We start from the raw sequence: 13364 nt of genomic DNA, 5'->3' as shown, positions 1-13364 counted from the left end.
GGTCCCGCCCCGCCGGGGCGGGACCACCACGGCCCGCGCCGCCCGCCGGGGCGGGACCACCACGGCCCGCGCCGCCGCCGTACGTCCCACCGCCGGCGCCGTAGACCGCCCCGCCGGCCGGAGCGCCGCCACCGTAGACACCACCCGCACGGTCACCCGCCGGGAACCCGTCGTCGGTGCGGCCACCACGCGGGCCCAGGGGTTCGCCGTCCGGGTCCGAAAGGTCGGACGCATCGGGTGCCGGCGGCCGGCGGCGCGCCCGGAGGATGCCGAAGATGCCGGCGCCAACCAGCAGCAGGCCGATCACCCCGACCGCGCCGACCAGGTAGGTGATGTCGTCCAGGCTCAGCCCGTCGAACCAGGACTGCGAGGCGCCCGGCTTGGCGGCACCGGCATCCTTCGCCAGCGGCTTCGCCGTCGAGGTGGACGGCGTGTAGCTGAGGATGTCGACCGTCTCGTCCTGCGTGAACTGCTGACCGTCGGAGACGGTGAGGAAGGTCTTGCCGTCCGTGGTGTAGCTGATGGCCTCACCGAACGGGTCGGCGAGCGGCGTCACCCGGGGCTTGCCGGTGGTGAGCGCGCCGACGATGTCACCGTTGGCGACGTCGTACTCGAAGGCGTCCGCGTAGGTGCGCAGCACCACCCGGGCGCCGTCCGGCGAGCGCGCCGCGCCGGTGATCGCGACCCGACCGAAGGTGTTGAGCGGGTTTTCGGTCTCCGTCGGGGGCAGTGCGATGTCGCCGACCTTGCGCATCGGCACCGGCTCGGTGTCGCCGTTCTTCAGCGCCGCCGCCGGGGTGAAGATTTCGGCCTTTCCGCTGGTCACCTTGGTGATGACCAGCGGCTTGCCGTCGTTGCCGATGAGCAGCGCCTCGGCGTCGTGCGGCTTGCCCTCCGGGTAGGAGAGCCGGTGCAGCACCGGCGCCTTGCTGCCGGTGACCGGCATCGACCAGAGCGCGACCCGCTTGCGGCGTTCCTTGGCGAAGACGTTGTCGCCGGTGTCCGCGATCCAGAGGGTCGCGCCGTTCGGCGAGAGAGCGAGGTCCTCGGTGTCGAACGGGCCCTGCCCCGAGTACTGGACCGGGGACTTCGAGATCTTGCACTTGCTGTCGAGAAAGAAGACCCGCTTACGTGCCGCGTCCTCGGTGCCGTCGTTGATGACGATGTAGCCGCTCTTGGTCGCTACCAGCCCGGACAGCTCCCGCAGCCGCTCGTCGGTGACCGTGCAGCGCTTCTTGCCGGCAGCGGCGGCGGGTGCTTCGGAGGATCCGGGGGCGGGAGCGGCGACAGCGACTCCGGCGAGCGCCACGGTTGCCCCGAGCAGGCCGAGGGCAACCGTGACCGAGGAAACAACGCGGCGCATTCGGCCAGTGTCGCATGCCGCGCGTTTCGGGGGGATGACGCCGGGGCCGCTCAGCGCCGGCTGCCGGCCGGCTGACCCTGCCGCTCGGCGAACGGCGCCAACTCGGCGGCGAGCGCCTCGCCGACCCGGACGTGCAGCAGGGTCCCTTCCGGCAGGTGCGCCGTGCTGAGCACCTCGCCCGTGCGGTGCACCCGTGCCACCAGGTCACCCCGGTCGTACGGCAGGACGGCCCGGACCTCCACGGCCGGCCGGGGAAGCCGCTCCTCGATCGCCGCGCGCAGCCCGTCGACGCCCCGCCCGGTGTGCGCGGAGACGAAGATCGCGTCCGGCCAGAGCCGCTTGAGCCGCAGCAGCGTGTCCTCGTCGGCCGCGTCGGTCTTGTTGACCACGAGCAGTTCGGGGAGCCGGTCCGCGCCGACCTCGGCGAGCACCTCGTGGACCGCGCGCACCTGCTCCTCCGGATCCGGGTGGGTGCCGTCCACGACGTGCACCACCAGATCCGCCTCGGCGACCTCCTCCAGCGTCGAGCGGAACGCCTCGACGATCTGGTGCGGCAGGTGCCGGACGAAGCCGACCGTGTCCGAGAGGGTGTAGAGGCGCCCGTCCGCGGCGGTGGCCTTACGCGTGGTCGGATCCAACGTCGCGAAGAGCGCGTTCTCCACCAGCACACCCGCGCCGGTCAGCCGGTTGAGCAGGCTGGACTTGCCGGCGTTGGTGTAGCCGGCGATGGCCACCGCGGGGACGGCGTTACGGGAACGACGGGCGCGCTTGGTGACGCGTACCGTCTTCATGCTCTTGATCTCGCGGCGCAGCCGGGAGATGCGGTGACGAATGCGCCGCCGGTCGGTCTCCAGCTTGGTCTCACCGGGGCCACGCACACCCACGCCGCCGCCGGCGCCGCCGCCGCGACCGCTACCACCGGTCTGCCGCGAGAGCGTCTCGCCCCAACCACGCAGCCGGGGCAGGAGGTATTCCAGCTGGGCCAGCTCGACCTGCGCCTTACCCTCCTTGCTCTTGGCGTGCTGGGCGAAGATGTCGAGGATCAGGGCGGTCCGGTCGACCACCTTGACCTTCGTGCGCTGCTCCAGGTTGCGCAGCTGGGACGGGGACAGCTCACCGTCACAGATCACCGTGTCGGCGCCGGTGGAGAGCACCACAGCGCCGAGGTCGTCGACCTTGCCGCGGCCGATGTAGGTGGCCGGGTCCGGCCGCGTACGGCGCTGGATCAGCCCTTCGAGCACCTGCGAGCCGGCGGTCTCGGCGAGCGCGGCCAGCTCGGTCAGCGAGTTCTCCGCGTCGGTCACCGTGCCCTCGGTCCAGACGCCCACCAGGACGACCCGCTCCAGCCGCAGCTGCCGGTATTCCACCTCGGTGACGTCGGTGAGCTCGGTGGAGAGGCCCGGTACGCGTCGTAGCGACTGCCGCTCCGACAGCTCCATCTCGCCGGTGGTTACGTCGTCGAGCTCGTCCTCGACGGGGACAAAGCTCTCCTGGTCTCGCAAGCGGTTCTCCTGTCCGTTTTGATAAGTAGAACGTAATCCTGACATGTGGCAACGCCGAACGCACCTGCTATATGCCCGTGCCGAAGGTCGCCAAAAGCGGGGGCGAATGCCGGTCGACCTCGACAACCCGGTAGAAATGCTGGGCGGCGGCCGAGCGGCCGCACAGCCGTGACGGAGGGACCCCGTGGCCATCACCCGACTGCCGAGCGCCGGATTCTCGATCACCATCCGGATCGCCGTGACCGCGGACGCCTCCTCGATCGGCCGGCTCACCACCTCGGTCGGCGAAGCCGGGGCGATCGTCACAGCGCTGGACGTGGTGGACTCCGACCCGACGCACGTGATCGTCGACCTGACCTGCGACACCGCCGACGCCGGCCACGCCGACCAGGTGGTCGACGCGCTGACCGCGCTGGACGGCGTGGACGTGCGCAAGGTGTCCGACCGGACGTTCCTGCTGCACCTCGGCGGCAAGATCGAGGTGACCTCGAAGGTCGCGCTGCGCAACCGCGACGAGCTGTCCCGGGCGTACACCCCCGGGGTGGCCCGGGTCTGCATGGCGATCGCCGAGAACCCGGCGGACGCCCGCCGGCTGACCATCAAGCGCAACACCGTCGCGGTGGTCAGCGACGGCTCGGCGGTGCTCGGCCTGGGCAACCTGGGCCCGGCCGCGTCGCTGCCGGTGATGGAGGGCAAGGCGGCGCTGTTCAAGCGCTTCGGCGGGGTGGACGCCTGGCCGGTGGTCCTGGACACCCAGGACACCGACGAGATCGTGCAGATCGTCAAGGCGATCGCGCCGGCGTACGGCGGGATCAACCTGGAGGACATCGCCGCGCCGCGCTGTTTCGAGATCGAGGCCCGGCTGCGGGAGGCGCTGGACATCCCGGTCTTCCACGACGACCAGCACGGCACGGCGATCTGCGTGCTGGCCGCGCTGACCAACGCGCTGCGGGTCGTGGGCAAGCAGCTCGCGGACGTCCGGGTGGTCGTCTCCGGCGCCGGCGCGGCCGGGACGGCGATCATGAAGCTGCTGCTGCGCCAGGGCGTCGGCGACATCATCGCGTACGACCGGGAGGGCGCCCTGCACCGTGGGCTGACCGGGCTCAACTCGGCGTGGCAGTGGCTGGCGGACAACACCAACAAGGACAACTACGCCGGCGACCTGCCCGGCGCGATCCGGGGCGCGGACGTCTTCATCGGGGTCAGCGCGCCGAACCTGCTCACCGGCGACGACATCGCCCAGATGGCCAAGGACTCGATCGTCTTCGCGCTGGCCAACCCGGACCCGGAGGTCGACCCGCGGGAGGCGCGCAAGCACGCCGCCGTGGTGGCCACCGGCCGCTCGGACCAGCCGAACCAGATCAACAACGTGCTCGCCTTCCCCGGGGTGTTCCGCGGCATGCTGGACGCGCACGCGGAGGAGTTCACCGAGGAGATGGCGATCGCGGCCGCACAGGCCATCGCCGACGTGGTCGGCGAGGAGAAGATCAACCCGACGGTGATCGTGCCCAGCGTCTTCGACTCGCGGGTCGCCCCGGCGGTCGCCGCCGCCGTACGCGCCGCCGCGCACAACCCCAGCCCGCTGCCAGCGGCCGACCCCGGCCCGGCGGATCTCCCCGAGATCGCCGCCAACGCCAGCGCAACCCCGTAACCCGCCCTGCCGCCCTGCCCTGCCCGACGCCCCGTTGATCAAGAGGTTTGCGTCAGAAACAGCACGCGTCCTGACGCGAACCTCTTGATCAACACGGCTGGAGCGGGCCGAGGGTCAGGCGGGCAGCGCAGCAGGGTTGATCTCGCCGGTGGCCACCAGGACGGCCGGACCGGACAGCCAGCAGGAGTCGTCGGTCACCGTCACCGTCAGGCGGCCGCCGGGGACGTCCACGGCGATCACTCCCGTGTCCCGGCCGACGTCGCGCAGGGCCACCGCGGCCACCGCGCAGGCGCCGGTGCCGCAGGACAGGGTTTCCGCGCTGCCGCGCTCGTACACCCGCATCAGGGTGTGCCCGTCGGTGGCGTCGACCGGGTCGCCCGGCACGATGAACTCCACGTTCACCCCGCTGGGGAAGAGCGCCGGGTCGAACCCGGGCGCGGTGGTCAGGTCCAGCGCGGACAGCTCCACACCCGCCGGCAGGACGCAGACCAGGTGCGGATTGCCGATGTCCACGGCGGTGCCGGGCAGGGTCAGACCGCCCAGGGTGGCCGTGGAGCCGTCGTACAGCCGGGGGCGGCGCATCTCGACGGACACGGCGTCGCCCTCGACCAGCGCGCGCACGACGCCGGCCCTCGTGGCCACCGGCAGCGCCGCGCCGGCCGGCGTGGCCAGCCCGGTGTCGACCAGGTAGCGGACGAAGACCCGGGCGCCGTTGCCGCACATCTCGGCCAACGAGCCGTCGGAGTTCCAGTAGTCCATGAACCACTCGGCCTCACCGGCCTGCCCGGCACCCTCCGGATGCTTGGCCGCGCGGACCACCCGCAGCACCCCGTCCGCGCCGACGCCCCGCCGCCGGTCGCAGAGCGCCGTGACCAGCTCCGGGGTCAGGTCGAGCTGACCGTCCGGGTCGGGGAGAAGAACGAAGTCGTTGCCGGTGCCATGGCCCTTGGTGAACTCCACACTTCCATCATCGCGCAGGCGCGGGCACCAGGCGCAGGGCGGCCTCGATCAGGTCCGGAGCGGCCGAATTCAGCCAGTGGATCCGCGGGTCGCGCCGGAACCAGGACCGCTGCCGGCGGACGAACCGCCGGGTGGCGCGGACCGTCTCGTCGTACGCCTGCGTCTCGGTCAGCTCACCGGCGAAGAAGCGCAGCACCTGCTGGTAGCCGAGCGCCCGACTGGCGGTCCGCCCCTCGGGCAGCCCCCGCCCGACCAGCTCGCGGGTCTCGGCCAGCAGGCCGTCGGCCCACATCCGATCGACCCGCAGCGCGATCCGCTCGTCCAGCAGCCCGGTGTCCAGATCCACGCCGACCTGCACCGACGGGTAGTACGGCACCGGATCGGGCAACGACGCCGTGAACGGGGCGCCGGTGAGCTCGATCACCTCCAGGGCCCGGACGATCCGCCGGCCGTTGCCGGGCAGGATGCCCTCGGCGGCGGCCGGGTCGGCGGCGCGCAGCCGCGCGTACAGCGGCGCCGGGCCGACCTCGGCCAGCTCCCGCTCCAGCCGCTCGCGCAGCGCCGGGTCGGTGCCGGGGAAGTCGAAGTGCTCCAGCACCGCCCGCACGTACAACCCGGAGCCGCCGACCAGCAGCGGCACCCGCCCGCGGGACAGGATGTCGTCGACCGCCGCGCGGGCCCGGCGCTGATACTCCGCGACGCTGGCCGGCTCGGTGACCTCCCAGATGTCCAGCAGGTGGTGCGGCACCCCGTCGCGCTCGGCAAGGGTCAGCTTGGCGGTGCCGATGTCCATGCCCCGGTAGAGCTGCATCGAGTCGGCGTTGACCACCTCCCCGTTCAGGGCGTGCGCCAACGCGATGCTCAACGCCGACTTGCCCGCCGCGGTCGGCCCGACCACCGCGACGACCGTGCCGACCGGGCGACCCCCGTCGCCGCTCACGCCGGTCGCCAGGACGCGACGAAGTAGGCGACACCGAACGGGGCCGAGTCGTGCAGCAGCTCGCCACGCCATCCGCCGCCGGCCGATCGGGTCGCGCCGGCGAGCACCTGCCAGGGCGCGCGGCCGGCGGCCTTCAGCTCCGCCGACACGACCGGGTCGAGGTCGAGCAGGCCGTCCAGGTCCGCCTCGGCCAGGGCCGCGGCGACCCGCTGGTCGTACGGGCGGGCGCGCGGGTCGTCGTACCCCGGTGACTTCTCCCCCCGACAGGCCGACCCGTCCCCCAGCACCAGCAGCGCCACCCGGGCAGCCATGGCGTTGACCTCGTCGGCGAGCGCGGCCAGCTCGGCCGGGCCGGCGTCGGCGGCCACCTGCACGGCGGTCACCGGCGGACGCACGCCGTGCCGGGCCAGCAGCCACGCGCCGATGGTCAGGCTCAACGGCAGGACCGCGCCCCGGTCCGGCTGACCCGGGGTGAGCGGCACGTCCAGGTCGACGCCCCAGGGCTGTAGGGAGCCGGTGGCCGGAGACGGGATGGTGCCGGTCACCGGGCCGGCGCCGAGCAGCACCACGGTGGCCGGATCGGCGGCCAACAGCCCCCGAACGGCGGTGTCGCAGGCGGCCCGCAGATCGTCCAGCTCCGGCGCGGCGGCACCGGCCACCTCGGGCACGAGCAGGGGCGGATGCGGGCAGACGGCGGCGGCGACCAGTGGCACCCGTTTACCGTAGCGGGAATCCCCGGTGCGTCTCCGCGCCGATCCGGTCAATCGGGCCCTAGGACACCGTATGGTCACGGTCGGCGATAGGCGCTCGACGCGGACCGGGTCGGACCTGTGACAATGCCGGAAGCAACTTGGCTGCGCCGTGGCGGCGACGGGGGACGGTTCCCTCGACGCCGGGAGAACGAGGATGGGCACATGAGCGACTGGACTGCCTTCGGACGGGTGGACGCGGACGGCACCGTGTACGTCAAGACCGCCGAGGGCGAGCGGGTGGTCGGATCCTGGCAGGCGGGAGCACCGGAGGAGGGCCTCGCGCACTTCGCACGCCGGTTCGCCGATCTGGTTACCGAGGTGGACCTGACCGAAGCGCGGCTCAACTCGGGTGCGGCGGACGCCGGGCACTCGCTGAGCACGATCCGGCGGATCCGCGCCTCGCTGCCCGAGGCCCACGTGGTCGGCGACATCGACGCGCTCGCCGCGCGGCTGGACAAGCTGGCCACCCTCGCCGAGGAGAAGGCCGGTGAGGCGCGCGCCGCCCGGGACGCCGCTCGCGGCGAGGCCCTGGCCCGCAAGACCGCGCTGGTCGAGGAGGCCGAGAAGCTCGCCGCCGAGTCGACCGGCTGGAAGACCGCCGGTGACCGCCTCAAGGAGATCCTCGACGAGTGGAAGACCATCCGCGGGGTCGACAAGAAGGCCGACGGTGAACTGTGGAAGCGGTTCGCCGCCTCCCGGGACGGGTTCACCCGGCGTCGGGGCGCCCACTTCGCCTCCCTGGACGCGCAGCGCAAGCAGGCGCAGACGGCCAAGGAGGAGTTGGTCGCCGAGGCGGAGAAGCTCAAGGACTCCACCGACTGGGCGGCCACGGCCAACCAGCTCAAGGAGCTGATGACCCAGTGGAAGGCCGCGCCGCGCGCCTCCAAGGAGGCCGAGCAGAAGCTCTGGGAACGGTTCCGGGCCGCGCAGGACGCCTTCTTCAGCCGGCGCAGCGAGGTCTTCTCCGCCCGTGACAACGAGCAGCGCGCCAACCTGGAGCGCAAGCAGGCTCTGCTGGCCGAGGCCGAGGCACTGGACATCGACGCCGACCCGAAGGGCGCCCAGGCCAAGCTGCGGGAGATCCAGGCCCAGTGGCACGAGGCCGGTCGGGTGCCCCGGGAGGCCGCGTCCGGGCTGGAGCGCCGGCTGCGCGTCATCGACGACAAGGTCCGCGAGGTGATGGATTCGGCGTGGCGCCGGACCACCAAGGAGGACAACCCGCTGCTCGCCCAGATGCGGTCGCAGGTGGCGGAGGCCGAGGACCGGCTCGCCCGGGCGCAGGCCGCCGGGGACGCTCGCCGGATCAAGGAGGCCGAGCAGGCCCTCGCCGCCAAGCGGCAGTTCCTCCAGCTCGCCGAGCAGGCCGGCTGACCTGAGCCTTCCGGAGCCCCGGTCCCCCACGGGACCGGGGCTCCGGCGTATCCACCCACACCCCACACCCCGCGGCCCGCGGCCCGCGGCCCACGCCCGCGGTCGCGCTCGATCATGGTTGTAGTGGCATCAACAGGCGGCGAGACCACTACATCCAGGATCGGGCACGATCATGCGGGCTGGCGGGCAGGCTGGCCGGCGGCCGGGCGGCGGGCGGGGCAGGCGGTCGGGCTGAGGCGGCGGGCAGGCGGCCCGCCTTGTTGACGCATCGACCTGGGCTGATGAGAATGGGCGACGGAGCCAGGTTGGGCCACCGGCACGAGGGCGACGACGGCGGGACACCGCTGTCGGGGGTCGTCGGTGAGCTTGCGCGAGTGTCCCCGTCCGCGTGACCTCGACCGTCGCGCACTGTCCGCGTACCCCATCGGGACCGTGACGTGCGGACGGCCGCCCGCCCGCGCCGCCCACGGCCGGCGCCGGGCCTCCGAAGTGGAGCTCGCATGTTCCGTCCCACCGCACTGGGCGGCGCGCTGACCGCGCTCGCCACCGCCGCGGCCGGCGTGTTCATCGCCGCCGCCGTCAGCACCGGCCCGGCCGCCGCCGCTGGAACCGGCACCGGGTACCTGCACACCAGCGGCAACCAGATCGTGGACAGCGCCGGCACCACGGTCCGGCTGACCGGCATCAACTGGTTCGGCATGGAGACCGACAACAAGACCTTCCACGGGCTGTGGTCGAGCAACCCGTGGCGGGGGCAGCTCGACACGATGGCCCGGCTCGGCTACAACACGTTGCGCGTGCCGTATTCGAACGACGCGCTGAAGCCGGGCGCGACCGCCAGCGGGATCAACGACTTCGTCAATCCGGACCTGGTCGGGCTCTCCCCGTTGCAGATCCTGGACAAGGTGATCGACTACGCCGGAAGCAAGGGGATGCGGGTCATCCTCGACCGACACCGGCCGACGTCGGCGGGGCAGTCCCCGCTCTGGTACACCTCGACCGTCTCCGAGGCGACCTGGATCAACGACTGGAAGATGCTCGCCCAACGGTACGCGGGCAACCCCACGGTGATCGGCGCGGACCTGCACAACGAGCCGCACGCCGAGGGCACCAACCCGGCGGCCACCGGCGCCTGCTGGGGCTGTGGCGACCCGGCGCGGGACTGGCGGCTCGCCGCCGAGCGGGCCGGCAACGCGATCCTCGGTGTCCAGCCCAACTGGTTGATCTTCGTGGAGGGGGTGAGCTGCCCGAGTGGCGGCCTCTCCAACGTCTGGGACAACGACCCGAGCAACGACGAGGACTGCGGCTGGTGGGGTGGGAACCTGTCCAAGGCCGGTGAGTTCCCGGTACGGCTGAGCGTGGCGAACCGGCTCGTCTACTCACCGCACGAGTACGCCACGTCGGTCTACCGGCAGAGCTGGTTCGACGCCCCGGACTACCCGGCGAACATGCCGGCGATCTGGGACCGGTACTGGGGTTACCTCTACAAGCAGAACATCGCCCCGATCATGATGGGAGAGTTCGGCAGCACCCTCGCCGACCCGAAGGACCGGGTGTGGTTGGAGCGGCTGATGGCGTACACCGGCACCGGGGTCACCGGAATGTCCTTCACCTACTGGTCGTGGAACCCGAACTCCGGCGACACCGGCGGCATCGCGCTGGACGACTGGACCAGCATCAACACCACCAAGCAGGCGATCCTCCAGCCGTACCTGATCGCGCCGACCGGCGGCACCGGCCCCGGTGGACCGACGGGTGGGCCGACGGGTGGGCCGACGGGTGGGCCGACGAACCCGCCGACCGGCGCGTGTACCTCCACCTACCGGCAGGTCAACGCCTGGCAGGGCGGCTTCCAGGGAGAGTTGACCGTGCGGAACACCGGCACGGCCGCGGTGAATCCGTGGTCGGTGACCTGGAGTTGGCCGTCCGGGGTGACGCTGGGCAGCGGCTGGAACGCCACCGTCACGCAGTCCGGCACGACGGTCACCGCCGCGGCCCCGAGCCACGCCCCGTCCCTGGCGGCGGGTGGCTCGGTCACGGTGGGCTTCACCGCCAACGGGGCCGCCAGCAGCCCGGGCACCGTGAAGCTCAACGGCACCGGCTGCTGAGCCGCCGGGGCCGCCGGGTCGCGGTCCGAGCGGCGCACAGCAGGGAGGGCCTCTCGTTGTCGCTCGGCGACGACGAGAGGCCCCTCCCTACTCCGTCAGTGGGCGGCGCAGCCGCTGGTGGGTGCGGGCGCGACCGCCGGGGCGCCGATCGTGGGCAGGCCCAGCAACACCCCGGGCGTACGCGGGGAGCGGCCGGCCTCGGCGGCGTCGCCGGCCCGGGTCCGCCGGTGCGACAGTGGCGCGCCGTCGGCGTTGAGGTGATGCGGGGCGGCGTACGTCACCGCGGTGTGCACGACGTCTCCCGGCCGGATCTGGTCGGCCAGCGACCCGCCGTCGGGCGCCGTGGTCGCGAAGTGCACCAGCCGGCCGTCGCGCGCCCGGCCGGACATCCGTCCGGTCCGCTCGTCCTTGCGACCCTCGCCGACCGCGACCAGCACCTCGACGGTCTCCCCCACCAGGCGCTTGTTCTCCGCCCAGGTGATCTCCTCCACGGTGGCGATCAGCCGCTCGTAGCGCTCCTGCACGACCTGCTTCGGCAGCTGGCCGTCCATTGTCGCGGCGGGAGTGCCGGGACGCTTGGAGTACTGGAAGGTGAAGGCCGAGGAGAACCGCGCCTCGCGAACCACGTCCAGGGTGCGCTGGAAGTCGGCCTCGGTCTCACCCGGGAAGCCGACGATGATGTCGGTGGTGATCGCCGCGTCCGGCATCGCCGCCCGGACCTTCTCGATGATCCCCAGGTAGCGGTCGGACCGGTAGGACCGGCGCATCGCCCGGAGCACGTCGTCGGAGCCGGACTGCAACGGCATGTGCAGCGAGTGGCAGACGTTCGGCGTCTCGGCCATCGCGGCGATCACGTCGTCCGTGAAGTCCTTCGGGTGCGGGCTGGTGAACCGGACCCGCTCCAGCCCGTCGATGTCGCCGCAGGCGCGCAGCAGCTTGCCGAACGCGTACCGGTCGCCGAACTCGACACCGTAGGAGTTGACGTTCTGCCCGAGCAGGGTCACCTCCAGCACGCCCTCGTCGACCAGGGCGCGCACCTCGGAGAGGATGTCGCCGGGGCGGCGGTCCTTCTCCTTGCCCCGCAGGGCGGGCACGATGCAGAACGTGCAGGTGTTGTTGCAGCCCACCGAGATCGAGACCCAGCCGGCGTACGTGGATTCGCGCCGGGTGGGCAGCGTGGACGGGAAGACGTCCAGCGACTCCAGGATCTCCACCTCGGCGGCGGCGTTGTGCCGGGCCCGCTCCAGCAGCACCGGCAGCGCGCCGATGTTGTGCGTACCGAAGACCACGTCCACCCAGGGCGCCTTGCGGACGATGTCGCCGCGGTCCTTCTGGGCCAGGCAGCCGCCGACCGCGATCTGCATCCCGGGGTGCTTGTCCTTGACGGGGCGCAGGCGACCGAGGTTGCCGTAGAGCCGGTTGTCGGCGTTCTCACGCACCGCACAGGTGTTGAAGACGACGATGTCGGGGGTGTCGTCGGCCGGCGCCGCGCGTTCGTATCCGGCCTGTTCGAGCAGACCGGAGATGCGCTCGGAATCGTGCACGTTCATCTGGCAGCCGTACGTCACGACGTTGTAGGTCCTAGCCACCCTCTTGGTGCCCCTTCCCCTCGGGCTACCAGGGTAGCGGCCCGGTCGGCGGGCTCAGCCGACCGGCATTGGCCCGGTGGCCCATGGCGGGGGCCCACGGCGGGCAGTACGCTGCACAACAAGAATGTGTTCTGGGCGATTTTGGGGGCTTTGCACTCGCTGCCGCCGATGCGCGGCTCCGTACTCGGGGAGCACATGACGACCCGCGGGAGGCAACCGTGACGCGACAACATGCGGCACAGCACTCCGTCGTCACTCCGGACGGGCGGCGCCTCGCGGTGGAGACCTCCGGCTCGCCGGACGGGCCCGCGGTCTTCCTGCTGCACGGCACACCGGGCAGCCGCAGCGGCCCCCGCCCACGCGGCATCGTCCTCTACCGCCTCGGCGTGCAACTCGTCTGCTACGACCGGCCCGGCTACGGCGACTCCTGCCGGCACGAGGGCCGTCGGGTCGCCGACGCGGCGGCCGACGTGGCGGCCATCGCCGATGACCTCGGCATCGAGCGGTTCGCGGTGGTGGGCCGCTCCGGCGGCGGCCCGCACGCGCTGGCCTGCGCCGCCTTGCTGCCGGACCGGGTCACCCGGGCCGCCGTGCTGGTGGGGCTCGCCCCGGCGGGCGCACCCGACCTGGACTGGTACGCCGGCATGTCCGAGACCAACGTCGAGGACTACGGGCAGGCCGACGAGGACCTGGCCGAACTCACGCTCAACCTGAAGGTCCGTGCGGAGCAGGCCCGGCGGGACCCGATGACGCTGCTGGAGTTCCTCCGCCCCCAGTTGCCCGAGGCCGACATCCGGGTGGTCGACGACGTCGCGATCCGCCGGTTGCTGACCGACATGTACGCCGAGGCGCTGCGGCACGGCCCCGAGGGCTGGATCGACGACGTGCTGGCGATGCGGCGGGGTTGGGGATTCGACCTCGGCGCCATCCGCGCGCAGGTCCGGCTGTGGCACGGCGAGCAGGACCGCTTCTCGCCGGTGGAGCATTCCCGGTGGCTCGCCTCGCAGATCCCACACGCCGAGGTCCAGGTGCAGGCCGGCGCCGCGCACTTCGGCGCGGTGGAGATCCTGCCGCAGACCCTGGCGTGGCTGGCCACACCGGAGCTCGCGGCCAGCCCGCGGCTCTGAG

The 13364-nt window shown here is 72.4% G+C and carries 10 protein-coding genes; 4 read left to right on the top strand and 6 right to left on the bottom strand.

The features are described from left to right. Both EAD98_RS06555 and hflX read right to left on the bottom strand, forming a co-directional pair. A partial coding sequence (locus EAD98_RS06555) for a hypothetical protein (RefSeq protein WP_199723311.1) occupies nucleotides 1-1363 on the bottom strand: 1363 nt, incomplete at its 3' end. A 50-nt stretch (nucleotides 1364-1413) separates the two neighbouring features. Next, on the bottom strand, nucleotides 1414-2865 hold the full coding sequence (gene hflX / locus EAD98_RS06550) for a GTPase HflX (protein ID WP_121653154.1): 1452 nt from the start codon (nucleotides 2863-2865) through the stop codon (nucleotides 1414-1416). 184 nt (nucleotides 2866-3049) lie between these two features. Between hflX and EAD98_RS06545 the strand changes: the two genes are divergently transcribed. Further along, the gene (locus EAD98_RS06545; RefSeq protein WP_121653153.1) at nucleotides 3050-4516 is read left to right on the top strand and encodes an NAD-dependent malic enzyme; all 1467 of its coding nucleotides are present in this window, start codon (nucleotides 3050-3052) and stop codon (nucleotides 4514-4516) included. Nucleotides 4517-4630: 114 nt separating this feature from the next. On the opposite strand, the gene dapF is transcribed toward EAD98_RS06545, so the two are convergent. From dapF to EAD98_RS06530, 3 genes are read right to left on the bottom strand one after another with little or no spacing between them, the layout of a single operon-like run. Continuing rightward, nucleotides 4631-5476 carry a diaminopimelate epimerase gene (gene dapF / locus EAD98_RS06540; RefSeq protein ID WP_121653152.1) on the bottom strand — a complete coding sequence of 282 codons (846 nt, stop codon included), beginning with the start codon at nucleotides 5474-5476 and terminating at the stop codon, nucleotides 4631-4633. Between the two features lie 7 nt (nucleotides 5477-5483). After that, nucleotides 5484-6416, bottom strand: a complete 933-nt coding sequence (miaA, locus tag EAD98_RS06535) for a tRNA (adenosine(37)-N6)-dimethylallyltransferase MiaA (protein WP_121653151.1) — start codon at nucleotides 6414-6416, stop codon at nucleotides 5484-5486. After that, nucleotides 6413-7129 (bottom strand): class III extradiol dioxygenase subunit B-like domain-containing protein, encoded by a 717-nt coding sequence (locus EAD98_RS06530; protein ID WP_121653150.1) that lies wholly within the window; start codon nucleotides 7127-7129, stop codon nucleotides 6413-6415. The genes miaA and EAD98_RS06530 overlap by 4 nt, the downstream gene beginning before the upstream one ends. Before the next feature lie 201 nt (nucleotides 7130-7330). Between EAD98_RS06530 and EAD98_RS06525 the strand changes: the two genes are divergently transcribed. Next, nucleotides 7331-8539 carry a DUF349 domain-containing protein gene (locus EAD98_RS06525; protein ID WP_121653149.1) on the top strand — a complete coding sequence of 403 codons (1209 nt, stop codon included), beginning with the start codon at nucleotides 7331-7333 and terminating at the stop codon, nucleotides 8537-8539. A gap of 500 nt (nucleotides 8540-9039) precedes the next feature. Further along, a complete protein-coding gene (locus tag EAD98_RS06520; protein ID WP_121653148.1) occupies nucleotides 9040-10647 on the top strand; it encodes a cellulase family glycosylhydrolase in 1608 nt (535 codons plus the stop codon). A gap of 95 nt (nucleotides 10648-10742) precedes the next feature. Here the strand turns inward: EAD98_RS06520 and miaB are convergent, their stop codons facing one another. Beyond that, nucleotides 10743-12236 (bottom strand): tRNA (N6-isopentenyl adenosine(37)-C2)-methylthiotransferase MiaB, encoded by a 1494-nt coding sequence (gene miaB / locus EAD98_RS06515; RefSeq protein WP_121653147.1) that lies wholly within the window; start codon nucleotides 12234-12236, stop codon nucleotides 10743-10745. Nucleotides 12237-12454: 218 nt separating this feature from the next. Here miaB and EAD98_RS06510 point away from each other — a divergent pair, with 218 nt between their 5' ends. Then, nucleotides 12455-13363, top strand: coding sequence for an alpha/beta fold hydrolase (locus EAD98_RS06510; protein WP_233578194.1), 909 nt, complete (start codon nucleotides 12455-12457; stop codon nucleotides 13361-13363). Nucleotide 13364: the final 1 nt, after the last annotated feature.

The organism is Micromonospora sp. CV4 (genome assembly GCF_003667455.1).
GTDB lineage: Bacteria > Actinomycetota > Actinomycetes > Mycobacteriales > Micromonosporaceae > Micromonospora.
The sequence above is the reverse complement of the archived record's forward strand: the minus strand, read 5'-3'. Positions and strand labels throughout refer to the sequence as shown.

What these genes read in the sequence shown, in the direction of transcription:
- EAD98_RS06525 (WP_121653149.1), top strand. Translation starts at nt 7,331, where the DNA reads ATGAGCGACTGGACTGCCTTCGGACGGGTGGACGCGGACGGCACCGTG.
- EAD98_RS06520 (WP_121653148.1), top strand. Translation starts at nt 9,040, where the DNA reads ATGTTCCGTCCCACCGCACTGGGCGGCGCGCTGACCGCGCTCGCCACC.